Annotated in this window: 19 protein-coding genes; 5 read left to right on the plus strand and 14 right to left on the minus strand. The window is 66.8% G+C overall.

Going from position 1 to position 21,993, the window contains the following annotated elements; all coding sequences use genetic code 11:
• Nucleotides 1–220 precede the first annotated feature (220 nt).
• The 5 genes from FHP08_RS16435 to FHP08_RS16455 all read left to right on the plus strand — a co-directional run bounded on the left by FHP08_RS16435 (nt 221) and on the right by FHP08_RS16455 (nt 7,760).
• Nucleotides 221–1,435 carry a site-specific integrase gene (locus FHP08_RS16435; RefSeq protein WP_187272335.1) on the plus strand — a complete coding sequence of 405 codons (1,215 nt, stop codon included), beginning with the start codon at nt 221–223 and terminating at the stop codon, nt 1,433–1,435.
• 375 nt (nt 1,436–1,810) lie between these two features.
• The gene (locus FHP08_RS16440) at nt 1,811–2,044 is read left to right on the plus strand and encodes a DNA-binding protein (RefSeq protein WP_147705573.1); all 234 of its coding nucleotides are present in this window, start codon (nt 1,811–1,813) and stop codon (nt 2,042–2,044) included.
• Between the two features lie 314 nt (nt 2,045–2,358).
• Nucleotides 2,359–5,679, plus strand: coding sequence for a PriCT-2 domain-containing protein (locus FHP08_RS16445; protein ID WP_147705574.1), 3,321 nt, complete (start codon nt 2,359–2,361; stop codon nt 5,677–5,679).
• A gap of 516 nt (nt 5,680–6,195) precedes the next feature.
• Complete coding sequence (locus FHP08_RS16450; RefSeq protein ID WP_147705575.1) at nt 6,196–6,981, plus strand: hypothetical protein; 786 nt, start codon at nt 6,196–6,198, stop codon at nt 6,979–6,981.
• A 245-nt stretch (nt 6,982–7,226) separates the two neighbouring features.
• Entirely contained in the window at nt 7,227–7,760 is a 534-nt protein-coding gene (locus tag FHP08_RS16455; protein WP_147705576.1) for a hypothetical protein, read from the plus strand.
• A gap of 20 nt (nt 7,761–7,780) precedes the next feature.
• Here the strand turns inward: FHP08_RS16455 and FHP08_RS16460 are convergent, their stop codons facing one another.
• From FHP08_RS16460 to FHP08_RS16525, 14 genes are all read right to left on the minus strand, one after another.
• Nucleotides 7,781–8,176 carry a Maf family protein gene (locus FHP08_RS16460; protein WP_147705577.1) on the minus strand — a complete coding sequence of 132 codons (396 nt, stop codon included), beginning with the start codon at nt 8,174–8,176 and terminating at the stop codon, nt 7,781–7,783.
• A 37-nt stretch (nt 8,177–8,213) separates the two neighbouring features.
• On the minus strand, nt 8,214–11,333 hold the full coding sequence (locus FHP08_RS16465; protein WP_147705578.1) for an efflux RND transporter permease subunit: 3,120 nt from the start codon (nt 11,331–11,333) through the stop codon (nt 8,214–8,216).
• A gap of 10 nt (nt 11,334–11,343) precedes the next feature.
• Complete coding sequence (locus FHP08_RS16470) at nt 11,344–12,453, minus strand: efflux RND transporter periplasmic adaptor subunit (protein WP_147705579.1); 1,110 nt, start codon at nt 12,451–12,453, stop codon at nt 11,344–11,346.
• Nucleotides 12,450–13,010 (minus strand): hypothetical protein, encoded by a 561-nt coding sequence (locus FHP08_RS16475; protein WP_147705580.1) that lies wholly within the window; start codon nt 13,008–13,010, stop codon nt 12,450–12,452. Before FHP08_RS16475 ends, FHP08_RS16470 begins: the two co-directional genes overlap by 4 nt.
• A gap of 53 nt (nt 13,011–13,063) precedes the next feature.
• A complete protein-coding gene (locus tag FHP08_RS16480; protein WP_147705581.1) occupies nt 13,064–14,329 on the minus strand; it encodes a TolC family protein in 1,266 nt (421 codons plus the stop codon).
• A 142-nt stretch (nt 14,330–14,471) separates the two neighbouring features.
• Complete coding sequence (locus FHP08_RS18840) at nt 14,472–14,852, minus strand: hypothetical protein (RefSeq protein WP_147705582.1); 381 nt, start codon at nt 14,850–14,852, stop codon at nt 14,472–14,474.
• 54 nt (nt 14,853–14,906) lie between these two features.
• Complete coding sequence (locus tag FHP08_RS18845) at nt 14,907–15,155, minus strand: SHOCT domain-containing protein (protein ID WP_407704045.1); 249 nt, start codon at nt 15,153–15,155, stop codon at nt 14,907–14,909.
• A complete protein-coding gene (locus FHP08_RS16495; RefSeq protein WP_225879179.1) occupies nt 15,152–15,682 on the minus strand; it encodes a Spy/CpxP family protein refolding chaperone in 531 nt (176 codons plus the stop codon). Before FHP08_RS16495 ends, FHP08_RS18845 begins: the two co-directional genes overlap by 4 nt.
• Nucleotides 15,683–15,843: 161 nt before the next feature.
• On the minus strand, nt 15,844–16,410 hold the full coding sequence (locus FHP08_RS16500; RefSeq protein WP_147705584.1) for a cupredoxin domain-containing protein: 567 nt from the start codon (nt 16,408–16,410) through the stop codon (nt 15,844–15,846).
• Nucleotides 16,411–16,454: 44 nt separating this feature from the next.
• Nucleotides 16,455–17,432, minus strand: coding sequence for a copper resistance protein B (locus FHP08_RS16505; RefSeq protein ID WP_147705585.1), 978 nt, complete (start codon nt 17,430–17,432; stop codon nt 16,455–16,457).
• The gene (locus tag FHP08_RS16510; protein WP_147705586.1) at nt 17,429–19,258 is read right to left on the minus strand and encodes a copper resistance system multicopper oxidase; all 1,830 of its coding nucleotides are present in this window, start codon (nt 19,256–19,258) and stop codon (nt 17,429–17,431) included. Before FHP08_RS16510 ends, FHP08_RS16505 begins: the two co-directional genes overlap by 4 nt.
• 70 nt (nt 19,259–19,328) lie before the next feature.
• Entirely contained in the window at nt 19,329–19,676 is a 348-nt protein-coding gene (locus FHP08_RS16515; RefSeq protein ID WP_147705587.1) for a heavy-metal-associated domain-containing protein, read from the minus strand.
• A 164-nt stretch (nt 19,677–19,840) separates the two neighbouring features.
• Nucleotides 19,841–21,220, minus strand: coding sequence for a heavy metal sensor histidine kinase (locus FHP08_RS16520; RefSeq protein ID WP_147705588.1), 1,380 nt, complete (start codon nt 21,218–21,220; stop codon nt 19,841–19,843).
• A complete protein-coding gene (locus FHP08_RS16525) occupies nt 21,217–21,897 on the minus strand; it encodes a heavy metal response regulator transcription factor (RefSeq protein ID WP_147705589.1) in 681 nt (226 codons plus the stop codon). The genes FHP08_RS16520 and FHP08_RS16525 overlap by 4 nt, the downstream gene beginning before the upstream one ends.
• Nucleotides 21,898–21,993 lie beyond the last annotated feature (96 nt).

The raw sequence follows: 21,993 nt of genomic DNA on the forward strand, positions 1-21,993 counted from the left end.
ACGCGCGGCACGGCTTGCCGCTTGAGAGATTCTGGTGGGCGGCACAGGGTTCGAACCTGTGACCCCTGCCGTGTGAAGGCGTTCCAGCGACGTATTTACGTCATCTCCAGCCGATGGGTATCGCGCTGAAAGCCGCGTCAGTGCTTGATCTGCAGCCATTCTCGTATTTCTTCATCCACCCTGATACTCTCCCTGAAATGGAGTACATGTGGAGTACGGAGTGGGCGCGCAGATCAAGATCACCAAGCAGTTCATCGACGAGATCACGGCCAACGGCGAGCGACAAGTCTTCCGCGACAGTGAGTGTAAAGGTTTGCAGCTGCGGGTGAGCCCCGCTGGCCGAAAGGTTTGGGCGTACGACTACCGCGACCCGGCAGGCAAGCGCCAGACCTTCACGGTGGGCGATGCCGACCGCGTGTCGCCGGGCGAGGCTCGCAAGAAGGTGCGGGCGCTCGGCGAAGACCCAGCCGCCGAGAAACGCGCGGAGAAGGTCGAGGCTGCGAAGGCCGGCTCGCGCACGCTGCGGGCCTACCTCGAAGGCCGGTACTGGGATGACCATCTGAAGCGGGCCCGCAGCGGCGAGGCCACGAAGAAGCGAATCCTCGCCGCCTGGGCGCCTCTCCTCGACACCGACATGGCCGGCCTGTCCGTCGAGAAGGTCGCCGCTCACCGACTGAAGCGGCTCGACGCGGGGGTCAAGCCCCAGACGCTGAACCGCGACCGCACGGCGCTCCTCGCTCTCGTCAATCACGCGGTCGACGCGAGACTGATCGACCGCAACCCTCTCGACGACTCCCGGTTCAAGCCCTTCACCGCTCGGACTGCTGTGCGCGTCTCCGACGACAAGCGGGTGCGCTTCCTTGGCCAGCGCGACAAGGACGAGGACTTCCGCGACGAGCACGGTAAGAAGGTCGGTGAGCGGGAGCGGTTCACCGCGGCGCTGGCTGACTCGGCCACGCCGGACTACCTGCGCCGACTGGTCACGCTGGCGCTGCACACTGGTATGCGACGCGGGGAGATGTTCAAGCTGCGCTGGTCGGAGGTGTCGATCGAGCGGGGTGACCTGCGCGTCCTGGGTGACACGGCGAAGACCGGCGAGGGCAGGGTGATCCCGCTGAACGCGCAGGCGCTCGCGGTCCTGCGCGAGTTGCGCGAGGAGAAGGCTCCGACGCAGACGCTGGTCTTCGTGAACCCGGACACCGACGACGCGTTCACGACGCTCAAGCGGTCGTGGGCGTCGCTGGTGAACCGGGCCAAGGTCGCCGACTTCACGCTGCACGACTGCCGGCATGACTTCGCCAGCCGCCTCGTGCAGGCCGGCGTCCCGCTGGAGGTTGTGCGCGACCTGCTTGGGCACTCCTCGATCACTCTCACCGAGCGGTACGCGCACCTCGCGCCGCACCAGGCAGTCAGCGCGGTGGCGAAGCTGGTCTGACGCTGCCGGTAGCGAATCCTCCCCGGCGTGGCACTAGATGTAGTGGTGCCCGGGAGGATGGGGTTGGTTTTTCGTGTATACTCCCCATCGAGCGATGAGCAGCTGCGGCGAACGCTGCTCGGAATGCGCGGTGCTGACCCGCCAAATGTCAGCGCCTCGCACCCGGTTCGCACCGGGCCCGTGAGGGATAGTTGCGAACGACGAGCGTACTGGTAGACGCCCTGCGCAAGTCGGATCGGCAGCACTTAGGCGGTGGCTTTGGGATGCCCGCCCGCGGAAGGTGACCCGCCTTCCTGCCCCTGGCGCGTAAGCCGGGCAATGCACTGCATCGGTGGCGGCCGATGCGGAGAGTACGCATTGCTCGGAGCTTTTCGCATGCCTTCTACTGCACTTATCTCGCCGCGCAGCCTGCGCGAACGTGACGCCGCCAACTACACCGGCGTTTCCACCAGCTACCTCCGAAACACCCGCTGCGCCGACATGCGTCGCCTCGCGCGCGGGGAGCCCATTGTTGGCCCAGTCTGGTCGAACGTCGGCCGCTCGGTCGTGTACCTCCGCGACGATTTGGACCGGTGGCTGGAGAGCGGCCGCGTGCGGGAGGCGGCATGAGCGCCGCCGCCATCGAGGTCGCCCTGGCCGCCAGCCTGGCGCTACTCGCGCTGCTCGCCACGGGATGTCTCGCATGACCCGCGCCCCGTCGGGCCCGCCGAGAACGCGCCAGCCCGACCCCCATTCCTGACGCCCCTGCCCCCAGGCGGCGATTCTGCGCGGCCGACCCTCTGCGCAGAAAAACGGCCAGCACCGATCGGTTCGGTGACTGGCCGCAAGAGAGGTTTCTCACAATGCTTTCAAATCATACCATAGTCAGTAACTATCAACTCTTCGATCGCTACGCGCGCCGCCAGTCCGACGGTAGCTTCAAAGTGGGCGAGGTCGCGTTGCGGCACATGCCAGCCGACGCGCCCGACAGGACCCAGACGATCGTCGCGAGCCCCGACGAGGTCGCGGCTCTGCGCCGCGCAGGCGTCGCTCTGCGCGCGATCGCACCCGCGGAGGACCTGGGACCTGGCCAGGCTGCCGAAAGCGCGCCAGCGGCCGATCTGGTGGCCCCGGTCACTGACCGCGGCAACCAGGCCGAGCAATCGGGGACGTCGCCGCCGCCGCCGACCATCACCCTGACCGTCCTGCGCGGTGACAAGCCGACGGGCAAAGTCTGGTCGGACGCGCTCGGCACCGAGGTCAGGGTGCGCGAACGCTTCGACGAGGAGAAGGGCGAGATGGTGCCCGACCTGCCGTACCTGAACCGGTTCTCCTCCCGCCAGGTCGTCGGCATCAAGCAGCTGCACGCAGCCCTCGTCGAACTCTCGCAGGACCCGCGCAACTACCTGATCCCTGGCCACCCGGTCTCGCCGATCGCGGCGGCAGTGCGACGGGCGTTCGTGCGCACCAAGAAGACCTGCGCGGACTACGCGTCGCACCTGCTGGTTCTGGACGTCGACAACTTCGTGCCCAAGGCCGACAAGTTCGTCGCCGCCTGCGACGAGTACATCGCCACCATGCTGCCCGAGGCCTTCCACGGCGCGAGCTACATCGCGATGCGATCGTCCAGCGCCGGCAGCGCGAAGTCGAGGGCCAGCGGCGCGAGGAAGCTCAAGGCCAAGATCTTCTTCATCCTGGCCACGCCGGCCACGACCCTGCAGATCAAGGCGTGGCTTGAGGCCACTGGCGTTGCGGACGCCAAGCAGTACGCGTGGGCCGGACAGCCGATCTTCATCGCCGCTCCCGAGATCCCGGGCCCGGACCCGATCCAACAGCGCGTGACGCTCGTTGAGCGGGGCGCCGAGGTCGTCCACTTCGTGATGCCGCCGGCGCCCGAGCGTGAGCAGCGCGAGCCGGTCGATCTCGCCAAGCCCAGCAGCAGGGACGTGGAGCGGATCCAGTCCGCGCTCGACGTGGTCGACCCCGACGACTTCGACTACGACGGTTGGCTGCGGATCTTGTGGGCCGTCAACCAGGGCACCGGCGGCAGCGAGGAGGGCTTCGCGATGTTCGACGCCTGGTCGCGTCGCTCGTCGCGCTACGGCGAAGAGGAGACCCGGAAGCAGTGGGGGCACGCGGACCCCGGGCGGGCCGGCGGCATCACGATCGAAACACTGCTCCGCGAGGCGCGGAAGCGTAGCTGGCAGGACCCGACGCTGACTGACGGGCTCCACAACCTCTCGGTCGAGGGCTTGGAGCGTGAGGCGCGAGGCTTCGAGTACGTGGTCGACGTGCGGTACGACTTCGCTGAGAACGTCGCTCTGTGCGTCGAGGAGGAAGAGGACCGCCAGCGCATCGTCGCTGCGATCCCCAACGACGAGACTCGTGCGTTCGTTGCGGAGGGGGTGGCGGCGGCCGTCGAGGCCAGGTCCGCGGTGAAGAAGGCCCAGGCCAACAAGGCGCCGCCGCTACCCTCTGCGGTGCAGCTGATCACCCAACTGCAGAGCGAGCCCCGCGACAACGTCGTGGCGACCTGGGCCGCCCGAGCCGCGCACCTGGCCCGCAGTGAAGTCGAGGACGTGATCGACGCAGTCGAGAGGATCACCAGGATCGGGAAGCGCAAGCTCGCCGGCGCGCTGAACGAGGCCCGAGCGAACCTGGCCAGGCAGCGCGCGAAGAAGGAGTTCGAGCGCGTGCAGGCTGGCCGCGAGCGCATCGAGGTCGAGGCAGGGGAGGTGGGGACGATGTCGCAGCGTGCCGAGTCCGCGGTGGTCGCGCGTGTCCCGTCTGGCGGGTTCCTCTCGTTCAGCGGCTCCCCGGTGAAGGTCGAGGTCGATACGCTGCCCTGCACGCACCTGATCGACGACCAGGACGTGGCGCCGCCGCCGGTGCTGCAGCTGAAGCCCTTCAACGAGTCTTCGATGCGGACGACGATCGAGGAGAACGCGATCTTCATGTCGCGCGACGCGCGCGGTCACGAGAGGCGCGAAGACGTGCCGGCGAACGTCATCAAGAACGTCCTGGTCAACCCGTCGCCACGCGTGCCCAGAGTCACGGGTCTGATCTCCCACCCGGTGGTCCTGCCGAACGGGGAGATCGTCGCGGTCGACGGGTTGCATGCGAAGACCGGCTTGTTCCTGCACGGCGCCGCGATGGGCGGGCTGCGCCCGTACACTCAGGCCGAGGCCGCGGCGGCTCTTGCGCGCCTTCACGTCTTGCTCTTCGGCGAATTCGAGTTCGCGTCCGAGCTCGACGGGTACATCGCGATTGCGGGGTTGCTCACCGGATTCGAGCGTCGACTGATGCCCTCGGCCCCAGGCCTGGCCGTGCTGGCAAGCCGGCAGTCGTCGGGCAAGACCACCCTGGCTCGCATGATCCACGTTGCGCTCACCGGTCACGACATGCCGGTCACCACGCTGTCGGAGAGCAGCGAGGAGCTCAAGAAGCACCTGCTCGCGATGCTGGTGCGCGCACCCGAGATGGTCTGCATCGACAACATCGGTGACGGGATGACCTTCCGGTCGGCCACGCTCGCCTCGATCATGACGAGCAGTTCGTACCGCGACCGCCGCCTTGGGGTGTCGGAAGAGGTCGACGTGCGCACCGAGACCCTGTGGGTGATCACCGGCAACAACCTGCAGCTGGGCGCGGACGAGATCACCCGCTGGATGGTCTGCCGGCTGGAGCCGAAGACCTCGCGGCCGGAAGAGCGGGAGTTTCGCAACGGCGACGTGGTGGGTGCCGTGCGACGGGCTCGGGTCCAGATCATCCGCGACATCGTCGGCATCGTTGCAGGCTACCTGGCGAGCGGCGCGAGCGTGGGCGACGGCAAATCGACCCGATTCAAGGAATGGGATCGCCTGGTGCGGCTGCCGATCATCTGGGCCGGCGGCGCCGACGTCACCGAGGTCTTCCGGCAGAACCGCGAGCAGTCGCCCGACGAGATGTCGAAGGTGGGCGTGCTCTCGGCGATCCGCGACCTGGTGGGCGACGACGAGTTCTACCCGACCGACGTCGTGTCCTGGCTGACCGGGACGGCGCCGGGGGGGGAGGCGGGTATGCCCTCAGCGGCCCAGGATGACGCGATGTCCCGGCTGCGGACGTCGATGTCGGAGCAGCGCATCAAGGACATCCGCTCGACGAAATCGGTTGGGCGGGCGCTGGCTGGGATGGCAAACACGACAGTCGAGGCCGACGGCGTGTTCTTGACGCTGCGATCGCGGATCAAGGACGGCACTCGGCGCTACCGGGTGGAGGTGAAATGAGGGCACAAGTGGATTTGAAATCCACTTCCCCTCCGTAGCGAGCTCAAAAAAAGTTGTAATGGATTACAGGTAAATGGGGAAGTAGCGCGGGGGGCAAGTGGATTTCAAATCCACTCCCCCGTCGGCAGAGAACCGCGACCGGCACCCCCGGCCTCCAGACAACCCCGACCGGCAGGTGTCGGGCAGCATCATGGAGAGGTTGATCAAGTGGATAGCCTTGTCGAGAAGTTTTTGACCGAGCAATGCGTGCTTGACCCCGCCGCAATGGTCCCGCGCGAGGCGGTGTGGTCGGCTTTCAACTCCTGGCTGGGCGGTAGGCCGTTCCGGGTCGAGTCGGAGTTGAGCGCTCGGCAGTTCAGCGGAGTGATGTGTCAGCACGGCATCGCCCGATCGACCGTGACACGGTGCGGCACGCGTGTCCGTTACTACCGGGGCGTGCGTTTATTCCGGATTGAGGACTATGTGTAGCCCGTTCGTCAGTACTGTCGATTGCCCAACTGAAATGGAGTTGCATTGATGGCTCGACGATCTCATAACACCCGTCGTATCGGCAAGCAGGTGCCGCTGCCGCCGGGTGCCCCGCCGGAATCGGTTTCGGCATGGGAGACAGTCTTGCCCGACGGGAGCGTGCATCTGACCCTTCGTGGCGCGAAGGGTCATGTACTGCCTGGGCAATCGCTGCCCGGTGCCGGCAAGCCCGTTGACCTCAACCGGATGCCGCTGTGTCAGCGGCTGAATGAGCGCGACGTGATTCGGGCACTGGGCGATCTGCAACGGCGCCGCGGGAGGGCCCAAGAGATCGAGCGGCTCCGGGCCCAGGTAGTGATTGCGCCGAATGGGTTGAAACTGGGTGAGCTCGAGGCGGCTGCGTACTGGAAGGATCGCGCCGATCAGCTGGAGCAGGAGAACATGGAGCTGCGGGCCGGCGCGCCGATCGCAGACCCGGTCCTGCCTGACGACCCTGACCTCGTCAAACGCTACCTGGCCGCCGGCGGTCACAAGAGTGGTCTGTCAGTCGTCGAGTGGTGGCGGCGTGGCGAGCCCGTGCTCTGGGTCGAGGACCTGCCGGTCGACGCTGACACGGTGGGTAACCTCAAGAAGCAGCGTGAACAAGCGCGTGCCCAGGCGCGTTACTGGCGCCGCAAGGCGCAAGGGCTCGAGGATCCTGAGGATCGCGAAGAATTCGAGCGGCTGGCCGCAGAGAACAAGCGCCTCGCCGCTGCTCTTCACGACGCGCTGGCGAAGGCAAATTACTGGAGGTCCGCGCTCGAGCGGCTACTCGATGCTCAGGGCGCGCTATAGGGACATTGTTCAACCATCAACGAGTCTTCGAGGGGCAGGCCACAGTTGAACCCGAGTTTCACCGAGCATTAGTCCAGATTCTGATGTAGGGCGGGCAACGACGCGAACCTGAGGAGAGCATTTCCGCCGGCGGTATCTTGCTCAACGGCCACAGTAGTAGGATCTATTTCGCGGAAGTTCATGGCGACTCATGTTGAGTAGTCGAAACTCGCCGAGATCACAGAAACGAGTGGAGACGTCCACAGATGTTCAAAAACACGGAAGGTTTCCTTGGCCTCGGCGCGGTGGGTTTGTTGCTGGTCACGGGCGTAGTGCTGCGCGAGTGCACCTTGCTTGTTGCGGCTGCTGCGGCCGCCTATCGGTTGTCCCTTCGGCGTATGGATTGCTCGGCGCCGTGGGACGAGTGGCGAGCGGCGTTGCGTTGTCTGGCGATTGGGGCCGGCGGACTTCTGGCGGCCGCCTTGCTGCTCGTACTGATTACGGCCGGCGCGGTTGGGGTTTGGCGGGTAGACCATGGACATCCGGTTCTTGCTCTTGGGTTGATGGCATTCGTAGCGGCGCTGATCGTCGGCTTTCAGATCGACAGGGACAGTCGATTGCGGGAAGCGCGACACTGGACGATGCTGATCCTGGTCGCCGTGGCGGGCCTCTGGGCAGCGACGCCAGGCAATGCGATCTTGCCTTGCGCCGCCGCTGCCGGCCTCGCTGGATGGCTCGCCTGGGCCAGTTGGCGCCTCACTCGCCGAGAGGCGCGTGAGTTGCTCGAAATGGGGCGCTGACCGGTAGCGGCCGGTTTCCGCTACTTGAACGAGAACCTGGCCGTCGCGGGGGCCTTGTCTGGCCGCGTGACGACCACGACGGCCCTGGTTCCCGGCCCGACCTGGAAGCTTCCTTCGGCCTGCAGCTTGCCGCCGGCCGGCTTCAGCTCCACTTCCTGCTTCTTGTCTCCGCTTAGCAGCGTGAGCTTGGCGCTCGCCTGCATCACGTCGACCGGCTTGCCATGATCGCGCAGGTACAACTCGACCTTCTTTGGGCTGGCCACGAGCTCGTAGTCGATGTCCTTCGCCTCGACGACCATGCCCCCGTGCCTTGGCTCGAGAGTGTGGCCGTGCGGGCCCGCCGCGTGCGCGACACTGGCCAGGCACAGCACGACGGAAGCGAAGGTCGTTTGGGCGATCGATGCATTGGTTTTCACGATGAATCTCTCCTTCGGTTGCGAAACATGATCGGGTTCAGAGCGCTTCGCTCGCGCTCTTGTTGGCGAGCCGCACCGCGTCCGTTCGGCCGAACATCCAGAACATCGCGGGGGTGAGGAAGGTGTCGAGCAGGGTGGAGCTGATAAGGCCCGAAAAGATCACCACCGCGACCGGGTGAAGCACCTCGGTGCCGGGCCGCTCCGCTTCGAACAGCAGCGGGGCCAGCGCGAACGCGGTGACCAGCGCGGTCATCAGCACCGGGCTAAGCCGCTCGAGCGAGCCGCGCACGATCATCTTCCTGTCGAAGGCCTCGCCTTCGAAGCGCATCAGGTTGATGTAGTGGCTGACCTTCAGGATGCCGTTGCGCACCGAGATGCCGGCCAGCGTGATGAAGCCCACCAGCGCCGCGACCGACAGGGGCTGGCCCGACAGCCACAGCCCTGCCACCGCGCCGACCAGCGCCAGCGGGATGTTGGCCATGATCATCGCGGACAGGGTGGCCGACTGGTAGCGGCTGTACAGCACCACGAACATCAGCGTCAGCGACACGAGCGACAGCAGCCCCACCAGCCGCGACGCCTCTTCCTGCGCCTGAAACTGGCCGCCGAGCGTCACGAAGTAGCCTTCGGGAAGCCGGGTCTGCGCCACCGCCGCGCGGATGTCGGCCACGATCTCCGACAGCGCCCGCCCCGAGGCGTTGGCCGACAGCACGATCCGGCGCTTGCCGTCGTCGCGGCTGATCTGGTTGGGGCCATCGCCGTCCTCGATGGTGGCGATCTTCGACAGCGGAATCCGGCCGGCCGGGGTGTCGATCAGCATCCGGCCCAGCCCCTCGATCGAGCGGGCCGGCTCGGGCAGCCGCACGACCAGGTCGAAGCGGCGTCCGCCCTCCACGATCTGCGCCACCTTCTCCCCCTCGACCAGGCTCTGCAGCGTCCGCAGCGCCTCGGAGGCCGGCAGGCCATACCTGGCCGCCGCCTCGTAGTCCACCCGCACCTTGATCTGCGGCGCCAGCACCTGCTTCTCGATCTCCAGGTCGGCGATGCCGGGAATGCCGGCCAGCTTCGAGCGCAGCGCGTCGGCCTGGCCGCGCAGCGTGTCCAGGTCGTCGCCGAAGATCTTGATCGCGATCTGCGAGCGCACGCCCGACAGCATGTGGTCGATCCGGTGCGAGATCGGCTGGCCGATCGCGATCGCGGCCGGCAGGTTGACCAGGCGCGAGCGGATGTCGGCGCCGATCTCGGCCATCGAGCGGGTGAGCTCGGCGGCGGGCTTCAGCCCCACGTCGAGCTCGCTCACGTGCACGCCCTCGGCATGCTCGTCGAGCTCCGCCCGGCCGCTTCGCCGGCCCACGTGCGTGACCTCCGGCACCTGCTTGACCAGCACCTCGGCCTGCCGCGCTATCGCGGTCGACTCGGCGAGGGTCACGCCCGGGTTAAGGCGCAGGCCGATCAGCAGCGTGCCCTCGTTGAAGGGCGGCAGGAAGGTGGTCGGGAAGAGCGGCACCGCGGCCACCGCCAGCGCTACGGTCACCACCGAAGCGCCCAGCGCCGTCCTGGGGTGCTCGAGCACCGCCTGCAGCGAGCCGCGATAGCGGGCCTTGAGCCAGGCCAGCAGCTTCGTGTCCCCGTGCTCCAGGTTCTTCATGCGGGGCAGCAGGTAGAAGCTCAGTACCGGCGTGACCGTGACCGACACCAGCAGCGAGGCCAGCGTGGACACGATGAAGGCCACGCCCAGCGGCACGAACAGCCTGCCTTCCAGGCCCGGCAGCGCGAACAGCGGGATGAACACCAGCACGATGATCACCGTGGCGTACAGGATCGCCGAGCGGACTTCCATCGTGGCGCGGGCCACGACCTCGACCGGACTGAGCCGGTGCCCGGGGTGCTTCGCGCGGTCTTCCTTCAGGCGCCTGAGCACGTTCTCCACGCCGACCACCGCGTCGTCGACCAGCCCGCCGATCGCGATCGCCAGCCCCCCCAGGGTCATCGTGTTGATCGACAGCCCGAAGTACCTGAAGACCAGCGCGGTGACCAGGACCGAGACCGGGATCGCGGTCAAGGCGATCACGGTCGGGCGCAACGTGCCCAGGAAGAAGAACAGGATCACCGCCACGAACACCGACGCGCCGATCAGCTTGCCCTGCAGCGTGCTGATCGAGGCCTCGATGAAGCTCGCCTGCCGGAAGGTGACCTGGGGCGCCTCCATGCCCTGGGGCAGCGAGGGCTCCAGGTCGGCGAGCGCGGTCTCGATCGCCCGGGTCAGCGCGATCGTGTCGGCAGTGGGCTGCTTCTGGATGCCTAGGATCACCGCCGGCTTGCCTTCGAAGCCGGCGTCGCCGCGGCGGATCGCCGGCGCGAAGGCCACGTTCGCGACCTGACGCAGCAGGATCGGCTGGCCGTTCCGTGCGGTCAGCGCGAGCTTGCGCAGGTCGTCGAGCCGGGAGGTTCGACCCAGGTTGCGGATCAGGTACTCGCGGCCGTTGAGCTCCAGGAAGCCGCCCGAGGTGTTGCTCGAGAAGCCCTTCAGCGCGTCCTCGAGCTGCGCGTTCGTGATGCCCAGCTCGGCCATCCTGACCGTGTCCGGCTGCACCTGGAACTGGCGCACCTCGCCGCCGATCGGGATCACCTGCGCCACGCCCTGCACCGACAGCAGACGCGGCCGCAGCACCCAGTCGGCGAATTCGCGCACCGCCATCGGCGAGATCTTCGCGGTGTCGATCGGGATCGCGATCTGCATGATCTCGCCCATGATCGAGCTGATCGGGCCCATCCTCGGCACCGCGCCTTCGGCGAGCGCTTCCTCCATCGACGCCAGCCGCTCCGCGACCAGCTGCCGGGCGCGATACAGGTCGGTGCTCCAGTCGAAGGTCACGTAGATGAAGGACAGGCCCGACGAGGAGGTCGAGCGGATCGACTCCACGCCGGGCAGGCCGTTCATCGCCGTCTCGAGCGGGAAGGTGATCAGCTGCTCGACTTCCTCGGAGGCCATGCCGCCGGCCTCGGTCATGATCGTGACCGTGGGCTTGTTCAGGTCGGGAAACACGTCGACCGGCATGCGCGAGAGCGTGAAGGCGCCATAGGCCATCAGCACCGCGCTGCCGATGATCACCAGCAGCCGGTTGCCCAGGCTGTTCTCCAGGAGCCACTTGAACATTCGCGACTCCTCAGCGGATCTGGTTGATCAGCGTCGCGCCGGTCGTCGCGACCCGGTCGCCGGGCTTCAGGCCCGAGGTGACCGCGGCGCTCACACCGTCCAGCGGCTCGAGCGTGACGGTGCGCGGCTCGAAGCGCTCCGGCGCGGTCTTGACCCAGACGATCGTCTGGTTGGCCGGGTTGCGCATCAGCGACGCCACCGGGACCGCGATGCCCTCGACGCGAGTGCGCGTCTGCACGAACACCCTGACCGGCTGGCCCACCGCCAGCCCTTCCAGGCCTTCGCCTTTCGCGACGAAGGTCAGCGGCAGCGCCTGCTCGCGCAGGCTGCGGGCGGCGCCCACGAAGGAGAGCGGGATGCGGCGGCCGCCGGACGCCAGCGCGGCCTGGTCGATGTCAACTGCCAGCCCGGGCTCGAAGCTCAGCGCTTCCACGCGCATCCGGCCGGGATCGACGATCTCGAACACCAGCTCGCGCGCGTCGACCACCTGGCCTGCCACCGCGTTGGCCGAGGCGATCACTCCGGACACCGGCGCGACCAGCGCCTCGCGGGCGGACAGCCCTGTGCCGATGGCGGCGATTCGCGCCGCCAGGCTGCCGACCTCGCTCTCGGCGGCCTCGATCTCCTTGCGCGGTACCGTGTCGGAGAGCTCGCGCAGGCGCGCCGCGCGCTTCTCGGCCAGCGCCCGCGCGGCCCGCAACTCGGCGAGTTGCGCCATCTGGTTGGAGCGTTCGATCGGCGCCGCGGCCGGCACCACGTAGGCGAGAACCTCGCCCTTGCGAACCGTCTGGCCCGGGTTCGGCAGGCCGCGCGGACCGGCCTCGATGCGGCCCATGTTGAGCGCCTGCACCTTGCCGCCGGCGTTCGGATCCATCAGCACCCGGCCGTTGAGCTCGACGGTGCGCGGGAGGCTGCCGGCCTGGAAGACCAGGGTCCGCACGCCGAGCTGGCGCTGCGCGGGCTTGGGCAGGAAGACGCTGCCGTCGGGCTGGCGCTGCGGGCCGTTGGCGCTGGGAGAGGCCGGCGCGTCGCCGTGGTCGTGGCCTTCGCCGGCGAGTGCCGGGAGCGGCGCGACGAGCAGGGCAGCGAGGGCGAGTGCGACGAGGCTGGTGCGGCTCATTCGGCACCTCCGTCGCGCTTGCCGCCGGTCTCGGCCGGGCGTCGCCGGACGAGGGCGATCAGGGCCAGGCCCGCCAGGCCGGCGCCGCCTGCCCAGGGCGCCCAGCCTTGCCAGGAAATCTCGCGCACCGGCGCATCGTCGTGTTCGTCCTCGTGGATGTCGAGCTCGCCGGCGAGCAGGTCGATCTCGTCGCCCACGGTCACCGTGGCGGTGATCGGCAGCACGCCGCTCGCGGGCGGCTCCGGCAACTCGACTTCGAACGCGTCTTCGCCGTGCTTCTCGGCGGTGAGCCTCGCCCCATCGATCTCGAGCTCGATGCGGGCCTCGGTCACCGGGGCGTTGTCGGCCGCGCGGTCCAGGTAGAGCGTGATCCGCCGGCCGTCGAGCACGCCGACCAGCTCGAACAGTTCGGAAGTCGCAGCGAAGCGGGTCATGGCGGGGCCCGCGGCTGCGGGCGGCGCATCGCCGTGGTCGTGGCCTTCGCCGGCCAGTGCGGCGGCGGGGCCGAGCAGGGCCGCGGCGAGGCTCGTCGCGGCGAGGAATGGAAGGAGTGTCATCGTTCGGAATCCAGGATGCTGAGGGTGTTCGGTAGGGCGGGGCGCGGCGCGGCTCACTGTGGCAGCAGGCCGAGGACCTGGCGCAGCGCGGAGATCGCGGCGGCGAGCTCCACCCGGGCGCGTGCCGCCTGGCGCTCGGCCTCCGCGGCTTCGGCTTCGATGCGCAGCCGGGTGGGCAGGTCGGTTTCGCCGAGCCGGAAGGACTTCTCGAAGAAGCCGCGCGACTCCCGTGCGAGCTCCAGCCTGCGCTCGGCTGCTGCGAGCTGCATGCGCGCCGAGTCGACGCGCGCGCCGGCGGCCTCGCGCTCGGCCAGCAGGCGCTCGCGCTCGAGCGCCAGCCGGGCGCGCGCCGCCAGCGCCTCGGCGCGGGCGGCGGCGATTCTCGCGTCGGCCCGCGGCCCCGCGCCGAAGGGGATGCGCACGCCCAGGGTGATCGATTGCCGGTGGGGCTCGCCGAAGGCGTCGCGCTCGCGGGTGGCCGCGAGCAGGAGCTCGGGGTTCGCCCGCCGTTGGGTCGCCGCGAGGGCGGCGGTCCGATCGGCCACCTCGGCCCGGTCAGCGAGCTCGCGCAGGGCGCCGTGCTCGGCAGCCTGAGGCGCCGCGCGCTCAGGCAGGGGCTCGGGCGCGGCATCGCCGGCATCGGCGGGGCGCAGGGCCAGGCCGGTCACGGCGCGCAGCCGCTGCAGGGCGGTCGACGCCGAGGCGCGCGCCTGCGCCAGGCCGGATTCCGCCGCGGCGACTGCGCCGTCGGCCTGGTGCCGGTCGGCGCGCGCCAGTTCGCCGGCGCCGACCCGGCGGGCGACGTCGGCAGCGATGCGCCGGGCGTTGTCGAGTTGCAGGCTCGCCACTTCCGCCTCGATCCGCGCGCGATGCCAGCCCCACCAGGCCTCGCGGACGTCGGCTGCGACGCGCAATCTTGCGCCGAGGGCGAGGCTGTCGACCGCATCCGATTCGGCTTGCGCCAACGCTTCGCTTCGCGCGCGCTCGCCCGGCAGCCAGAGCGGCATCGCGACGCCGACCTCCAGCTCCTGGGTGCCCAGGTTGTCGTTCAGCCGGTCGGTCCGTGCGGCGAGCTCCAGCGCCGGCGCTTCCGGCGACCACGCCCGGGAAGCGCGTTGCCGGGCCAGGGCGGCGTCGCGCCGCGCCGGCAGCGCCTGCGCCTCGGGCTGGCGGGCCCAGGCGGCCTCGAAGGCCTGGCCGAGGCTGGGGGCTTGTCCCGCGGCCGCTGCCTGCGCGGCCGCCGCGCTTGCGCAGGCCGCCAGCGCAAGCCCTGCGAGGGCGCGCGACACGCGCCCTCGCGTCGATCTTGATTCGTGCATCCGATGCTCCAGTGTCGATAAGCGTCCACGGGAGATCGGCGGGCATAGCGACCATCGGGTCGCGCGACGCCTGCGCGGCCGTCACCGACGGCGCGAGCAGACGCGAACGGGAGTCAGAAAAGGAGGAGACCCGCCCCGCCGATCAGGCGAGGCGTTGCCACTGCGGGCGTTCGGGCGGAGTAGTCGGTACGGCGTGAGGCCGGTACTCGGGCTGCGGTGGAGGGCTTAGCGCATGCGTGCCCGCGAGCGGCGCAGTGATCAGAAAGATCGCGCCGGCGAGATGAAGGTGGCAAGTGCTGCAGTCGCCGTCGGACGTGCCGAAGAGATTGGCTCCGGTGTCACCGGAACCCTTCGAGCCATCGAACTCGGCGGCGTGACCACTATCGGCGTGATGCTCGTGTTCGTGGTGTCCGAAGTGCTGGGCCGCCCGATCGGATTCATGTCCGCAATACGATGCGACCGTCGCCCAACCGATCTGAAGCGGCAGCAGTGCGAGAATGAGGACGCTGATCAGACGGCGCATTTTTTTAGTATATCCCTCAGGACCCGCTGCTCAGGACAATATCCCGATCGGCGTTCAGGAAACGAGATCCCGTCGCTTTTCCTCGTATTCCTGCTTCTCGATCTCCCCGCGTGCGTACCGCTTCTTCAGTATATCGAGGGCGGATTCCTCCAGCGCGGACGAGGAGCCGGCGTCTCGCCTGAGCCAACGCACGAGTACTGCGATGCCGAGCCCGATCAGGACGAGCCATAGCAGACCATGGACCATTCCCATGAGTCCATAGCCCATGCCCCAGCCGCCGTCATACATTCCGCCCCACATCATTGCCCGACCCCGCCGTTCATCATCCACATCGGATTGCGGCGTCTGAACTGCTCGCGCTGCTCAGGTGTCAGCAGGCCTTCGACGCGATCGGTGGTGTCGAGCATTTGTGCAACGCCTTGCTTGCGAATCTCGTGCATGCGATCCAGGGCCGCGACAATGGCCGTCCGGTCTCGCTTGGCGCCCCACATCGCGTCGCGCATTTTCGCCATCTCGTCCTGCATTCGGCCCATCAGCTCCCAGTGCCTCTTGCGGCTCTCGTCCTGAATCTTGGTCAGTTCGGTGCGCTGGCTCTCGTTCAGATCCGGCATCCAGGCTCCGCCTGCCGTGCCGCCCATCATTCCCGCTCCCATGCCCGTTCCGTAGCCGCCCATTGTTCCCGGGCTCATGCCCATGCTCATTCCGCAGCCGCCCATCATCCCCGGGCCCATTCCCATTCCGTAGCCACCCACCATTCCGGGACCTGGCTGCGCCGATGCAAGCCCCGCGCCGAGCGCCAAGGCTGCCACAAGGGATCTTCCAGCAGTCATCTTCACCACAACCTCGCTTTCAGTTTGGAGCGGTCTCGACCCATTCGACGATTGCGCTCCTCGACTTGGCTGCCGGATCCTCTTCCTATCGATTCCCGGCAGCCGGGAGGAGAGTCGATAGAACGCGATGCCAGACGAGAGGGCTTCGCGTGAGGGCGAATTTATTCCACCACGATCTGCCCCTTCATTCCGGCCTCGAAGTGCCCGGGGATCAGGCATGCGAAATCGACTGTGCCGGCCTTGTCGAACTGCCAGACCAGGCCACCACGTTGTCCGGGGGCCAAGGTCTGCATGTTGGACTCCGCATGCTTCATTCCCGGCATCTTGCGCATCGTCTCCGCGTGCGCCTTCAGCGCATCGATCGATCCAATCACGAATTCGTGTTCCATTGCGCCGGAGTTCTTCAGGAAGAAACGTATCGTCTCGCCCGCCTTCACGCGGACCGCCTGCGGCGTGAACCGCATGGCGTCCTGCATGTCGATCGGGATTGTCCGGTCGACCTTGGCGGGGTCTCCGGGTTTACCCGGCGCTGACTCGCTCTGTGGGCCGTGCATGCCACTCATTGAGTGTCCATCCATAGAGTGGTCGCCCATGGGGTGGTTGCCCATTGATTGGATATCCGCGCCTGGGGCTTTCGTTTCTGCGACGTGGGAGCCAGCGTGACCACCGGCCGCGAGCGCGATTGCGGGAAAGACGGCAAGCACGATTGTCGATGCGAACTTGATCATGGTCTCGGTATGGCCGCTTTGTATCGGGTTGATAGGATGAGAACTCAGAACCACAGGCGTACACCGGCGACCCATCGGGTGTCGCTGACGCGATCGCCTGCGTTGCGCGACAGGTCTGCCGTGTCCCCGAATTTGCGGATCCACTCGACACCCACGTAGGGAGCGAACTGCCGGGTGATTTCGTAGCGCAAGCGAATCCCGGCCGCTCCCTCGGACAGGCCGCTTCCGATGTCGAGAGCGGGATCGGCCTTGCCGTAAGCCGATACCTCGATGCGCGGCTGCAGGATCAGGCGTTGAGTGAGCAACAACTCGTACTCAGCCTCGAAGTTGAACGCGGTGCGCCCATCCTTGCCAATGTAGAAGGTCGCGTCGACTTCGAACCAGTACGGTGCAAGTCCCTGGATGCCGAATGCCAGCCACTCCCTGCCGGGCCCGGTTCCACTGTCATAGCGCAGGCCGAGTTGCGTGTTCCAGTAGCTGGATATGGCGTGACTCCACAGCAGCTCCGCGCTCGCGTGCTCCAGTGTCCCGCCCGACCGTTCGCCCTCGGCCTTCACGACCGCGCGATCGTAGGTGCGTCCGAACCATGCCTGGGCGTCGTAGGAGAGCCCATTCCCGTCTCGGCCGTCGAAGCGTTCGAGGCGATCCACCAGCAGCGATGTGAAGCTTTGCTCGTCGGCCAGGGTGAGTTTCGGCACGTTCGTTAACGCGTACTGGCCCGTTCCGCGCACGAAGCCCTCCGAGTATGCATCGGGATCCCGTGGTTCTGCGGAGCCTGTCGCGTTGGCAGGGGGCGACATGGCGCCGTGGTCCATGCCGGCGCCTAATTGCGCATCCGGCTGCGCGGCCCGAACCGGCGCAGTTGCCTCGCCCCGAGAATCGTGATGCGCGCCATGATCGGCAACACCTTCACGGCTCGTCGGAACCTGGGCCCAGGCGGCTGTGGCGCTGGCCATGGCCGTGGTGACAATCGCCGGGATGATTTGCTTTCCGATCATCGATACCCTCTCTCGCTGGCTCATGCGACGACCACCTCCCGGAACATTCCGGCATCCATGTGGAAGGCCAGATGGCAATGCCAGGCCCAACGACCCAGAGCGTCGGCCGTCACCAGGAAGCTGATTCGCTGTGCCGGCTGAACCGGAATCGTATGGCGGCGAGCAAGGAATCGCCCCTCGGGGCTCTCTAGCTCGCTCCACAGGCCGTGAAGGTGCATCGGGTGGGTCATCATCGTGTCGTTGTGGAGGATCACGCGAGCCCGCTCTCCGTAGCGAAGCCTCACCGGCGTGGAGCTTCCGAACTCCTGGCCGTCGAACGACCAGGTATAGCGCTCCATGTTGCCGGTCAGATGCAGTTCAATCTCGCGCTCCGCGCCACGCGGATCAAGAGGTCCGCCCGTCGTCTGAAGGTCCGCGAGGGTCAAGACACGCCTGCCGTTGTTCCGGAGTCCTACCCCGGGGTCATCGAGGTTGCGGCGCGGCATGTCCACCCGCATGTCGGTGCTCGGGCCATACTCGGTTCGCGCATGCCTGACCAGGCTGCTCGCGGCGGATGCGCCAGTCATCCCCCCATGCATCCCGCCATGCATTGCGCCATGCATCCCCGCGTGCATGCCGCCGTGCTGGTCTCCGCTTCCTGTGCCAGGCGACCTCGACTTCCGTGCGGCGTCGCCATGATCGACGCCTTTGCCATGGTCCATTTCGCCCATCATGTCCGCCATCGACAGCCATTGGGGAGGATCCAGGGCCGGCACCTCTGCGGACAAGCCGGCGCGGGTGGCCAGAGTGCCCCGCGCGTAGCCGGTTCGCTCCATCGCTTGCGCGAAGATCGTGTAGGCCTCGTCGCGAGGCCGAACGATGACGTCGTAGGTTTCGCCAGGGCCGAAGCGAAACTCATCGACGCTCACTGGCTCGACGTCGACGCCATCTGCCTGCACCACCGTAAGCTTCAATCCCGGTATCCGGACATCGTAGAAAGTATTCGCCGCGCCGTTGATGAAGCGCAAACGGACGCGTTCGCCGGGAATGAACACCCCGGTCCAGTTGCCCGCAGGGGTTACGCCGTTCATCAGGTAGGTGAGCGTGTGCGCGGACAGATCCGCCAGATCGGTGGGGTTCATCCGCATCTGGTTCCACATACGTCGTTCGTCGAGCGCCGCCGAGAGCCCATGTCGCTTCGCAGCGCGAATGAAGTTTCCCAGGGTGGGTTGATTGAAGTTGTAGTAGTCCCCCTGAACCTTCAGCTTCGCGAACACCCGCATCGGGTCTTCGTCGGTCCAGTCCGACAGTTGAACCACGTATGCACGATCGGAACCATGCCTCTCGCCGTAACGGGGCTCGATCACGATCGCGCCGTACATGCCGGTCTGCTCCTGCATGCCCGAATGCGAGTGATACCAATAGGTGCCGCTTTGCTCGACCTTGAATTGATAGGTGAAGGTCTCTCCAGGAGCGATTCCTGCAAAGCTGATCCCCGGTACCCCGTCCATCTGAAACGGCAGGATGATGCCGTGCCAGTGAATCGACGTGGCCTCGCGAAGGCGGTTCGTGACGCGTATGGTGACGGTATCGCCTTCCCGCCAGTGCAAGGTGGGGCCAGGAATCGAGCCATTGATCGTCGTGGCCATCCTCACGGAGCCGGTGAAATTGACCGGATTCTCGGCGATGACAAGATCGAACTCCGTACCGCGCAGCACGGGCGCAGTGCCCGTGGCGCTCGCTTCCGGGCGCGCCCAGGCGCGAGCGTTGAGGGCAAGTGATCCGGCAAGCACCCCGCCCGCGGCGAGGCCGTGCACGAAGCGACGCCTCGGGATAGCGATCGCGGATACGTGTCGTTGGAGTGGAAGCATGCGGCAAGGATCCATGGCGTGTTCTGGAGCCACGGATCCTATGGGCGCGCCGCTGTCGGTCTGCTGACGTCTACATTACCAATTCGTAATGGACGGGGTGGCGCATCTGCCGGCTGTGCATGGCGCCGCCGTCAGGCACAGTCGCCTTGCCATCCCGAAGCCGCTTGTTGAGCGATTCTTCGGATTCCGACATTCGGCGAAAGCTCGCGTCGTACCCCGCGGCGGCCAGTGCGATGATCATCGTCACGACCCCATACCGGTTCGAGTGCGAACGCGGGCGGTGCCGCCGGCGGGCGGTGCCGCCGAACAGTTCGACGGAAACCGAAACAACTCCGGGGATGTCTTGCAGCGAGCGGGTAACCGATGCCACGCACGATCCGCAGTTCATGCCGAGCACGTTCAGTTCGACTCCATTCACGGGATCTCCAGGACGAAGCGAGAGGCTCAAGAGCGGAATCACTACGATCGGATCCGCGACAGTAGACCGATTCCGGGTCCAACGTCGCTGCGTATTCGTGATACTGGCGTCATGTTGGCTTTTAGACGTGGCGCGGCAGGCGGAAGTCCGGACGCAACACATGCTCAGGCCGGCAGCGAGAACCCGATTGCATTTCCGTGTGCCTCCGCGCGTGCGAGCACGGAACCGCGGTGCATCTCGACGATTGCCTTGACGATCGCCAGCCCCAGGCCATGGCTCATGCCAAGGCGGCTGCGAGCGGAGTCCGCTCGATAGAAGCGGTCGAAAATTCTTGCACGCACGGCATCTGGAATGGGCTCGCCCGGATTGAATATCTCGACGACTCCTTGGCCATTCTCGACACGCAGGCGGATCTCGATCACTTGTCCTGCGCTCGTCTGCTTGATCGCGTTTGAAACGAGATTGGACAGTGCGCGCCGGATCAGCCCCGCATTGCAGCGCACGACTGCTTCTCCGGAGATCGACACCGACAGCCCGCTCTCCGACAGCAGTGCCTCGTAGAATTCCACCGTCTTGCGAGCTTCGGCCGACAATTCGACCAGTGCTGCGTCGGGCGCCTCGTCACCCTGGTCGGCCCGCGCCAGGAAGAGCATGTCGTTGACCAGCGCCTTGAGCTGCTCCAACTCCTCGAGCTGATCGGCGAGCGTCTCTCGCAGCGTTTCAGGGGATCTCGCGTCGGCCAGCGTGACCTCTGCCGCGTTGATCAGTGTGGCAAGCGGTGTCCGGAGTTCGTGCGCCACATCGGCATTGAAAGCCTCCATCTTCCGATAGGCGGTCTCGACCCGGTCCAGCGTTGCGTTGAAGCCGCGCACCAGGTCCTGAAGTTCTGCATCGACGCACTGTGCATCGAGGCGCAAGGACAAGGACTCCGGAGCGATTCGGGCGGCTTGCGCGGAGAGCCTGCGCGCGGGGGCAAGACCGCGCCCGGTGGCCCAATATGCAAGCGCCACGATCAAGAGGACGCCACCCCCACATACGATCCAGACGAGCAGGCGATGCTTCTCGAGCAGGCGCAGACGGGGGCGGATGTCGATCGTCACCACCATTTGCGCAATCGGCAGATTTCCGGGGTTGGCGACGGCGCGACGCACGCCTTCCAGCAGGATTCCGTCTTCGGTCGACATTCGCAGGAGCTCGCCGTTGTTCTTCAGGTCGCGAGGCAGCGCGCCCGAGCCGAGGACGATCTCACCGGTTCTCGAAACGAGCCAGACACGGAGCGTGCCGTGCGCGATCAGCGCGTCGTCGATGTGGTGCCTGAGGGCGGCCATGTCCCCGGTCTCCGCGGCCTCTTCGATGTAGTGGCTGACCAGCATCTCCTTTCCGTGCAGTTCGTCCCGATCGGTGCGGGCAAGCTCCTCGGCGAGCGACAGATACAAGGTGCTGCCGGCAATCGCCAGGACGATGGCCCCGATCACGCCGAGAGAGATCGTGAGACGTGCCCGAATCGAGCTGGCGAAGGTCCCGGGATTTGCGCCGGCGCTCACTCGCGCAGCTCCAGGACATAGCCCATGCCACGCACCGTATGCAGCAGCTTGACCGGAAAGGGGTCATCCAGCTTGGCGCGCAGTCGGCGAACCGCCACCTCGATCACATTGGTGTCGCTGTCGAAATTCATGTCCCAGACTTGTTCGGCAAGAGTCGTGCGAGACAGGATCTGACCCTGGCGCCGCATCAGCAAGGTCAGCAGCGTGAACTCCTTCGCTGTCAGGTCGAGCCGATGGCCGCCGCGATGCGCCTTGCGGCTCGCGAGATCGAGTTCGAGGTCCGCAAGCCGCAGGTGAAGCGGGTCACCCGCATTCGCCGTCGCACCGCGTCGCAGTACGGCCTGGATTCGCGCAAGGAGTTCCGAGAAGGCGAAAGGCTTCACCAGGTAGTCGTCTGCACCGGCGTGGAGACCTCGAACCCGGTCTTCGACCTTGTCTCGCGCGGTCAGCATCAGAACAGGCGTGTTCTTTTGTCGGCGCAAGTGTTCGAGCACCGAGAATCCGTCGATTCCGGGGATCATCACGTCCAGGAGAACCAAGTCGTATTCCCCTTCCAGGGCCATGTGGCGGCCGTCGATTCCGTTCGGGGCCGTGTCGACGACATAGCCGTTCTCGGTCAAGCCCTTCTGAAGATAGGCGGCGAGGCGTCGCTCGTCTTCGATGATCAGTATTCGCATGTCCGCTCCGGTTCTGCCGACGGCGCTTTGTATACACCCGCGCATGAGCTGGCGTCCCGCTTTGGCCGTCGAATCTGGGTCGAAGAGTTCGAAGAT

Origin of the sequence: Zeimonas arvi (assembly GCF_008039575.1) — a bacterium.
Taxonomy (GTDB): Bacteria; Pseudomonadota; Gammaproteobacteria; order Burkholderiales; family Burkholderiaceae_E; genus Zeimonas; species Zeimonas arvi.

Excerpts from the sequence above, each read along its gene's own strand:
- FHP08_RS16450 (WP_147705575.1), top strand. The coding sequence starts at position 6,196 with ATGGCTCGACGATCTCATAACACCCGTCGTATCGGCAAGCAGGTGCCG.
- FHP08_RS16500 (WP_147705584.1), bottom strand. The coding sequence starts at position 16,410 with ATGATCAAGTTCGCATCGACAATCGTGCTTGCCGTCTTTCCCGCAATC.
- FHP08_RS18845 (WP_407704045.1), bottom strand. The coding sequence starts at position 15,155 with ATGATGTGGGGCGGAATGTATGACGGCGGCTGGGGCATGGGCTATGGA.
- FHP08_RS16465 (WP_147705578.1), bottom strand. The coding sequence starts at position 11,333 with ATGTTCAAGTGGCTCCTGGAGAACAGCCTGGGCAACCGGCTGCTGGTG.
- FHP08_RS18840 (WP_147705582.1), bottom strand. The coding sequence starts at position 14,852 with ATGCGCCGTCTGATCAGCGTCCTCATTCTCGCACTGCTGCCGCTTCAG.
- FHP08_RS16480 (WP_147705581.1), bottom strand. The coding sequence starts at position 14,329 with ATGCACGAATCAAGATCGACGCGAGGGCGCGTGTCGCGCGCCCTCGCA.
- FHP08_RS16510 (WP_147705586.1), bottom strand. The coding sequence starts at position 19,258 with ATGCTTCCACTCCAACGACACGTATCCGCGATCGCTATCCCGAGGCGT.
- FHP08_RS16470 (WP_147705579.1), bottom strand. The coding sequence starts at position 12,453 with ATGAGCCGCACCAGCCTCGTCGCACTCGCCCTCGCTGCCCTGCTCGTC.
- FHP08_RS16440 (WP_147705573.1), top strand. The coding sequence starts at position 1,811 with ATGCCTTCTACTGCACTTATCTCGCCGCGCAGCCTGCGCGAACGTGAC.
- FHP08_RS16475 (WP_147705580.1), bottom strand. The coding sequence starts at position 13,010 with ATGACACTCCTTCCATTCCTCGCCGCGACGAGCCTCGCCGCGGCCCTG.
- FHP08_RS16495 (WP_225879179.1), bottom strand. The coding sequence starts at position 15,682 with ATGACTGCTGGAAGATCCCTTGTGGCAGCCTTGGCGCTCGGCGCGGGG.
- FHP08_RS16505 (WP_147705585.1), bottom strand. The coding sequence starts at position 17,432 with ATGAGCCAGCGAGAGAGGGTATCGATGATCGGAAAGCAAATCATCCCG.
- FHP08_RS16455 (WP_147705576.1), top strand. The coding sequence starts at position 7,227 with ATGTTCAAAAACACGGAAGGTTTCCTTGGCCTCGGCGCGGTGGGTTTG.
- FHP08_RS16525 (WP_147705589.1), bottom strand. The coding sequence starts at position 21,897 with ATGCGAATACTGATCATCGAAGACGAGCGACGCCTCGCCGCCTATCTT.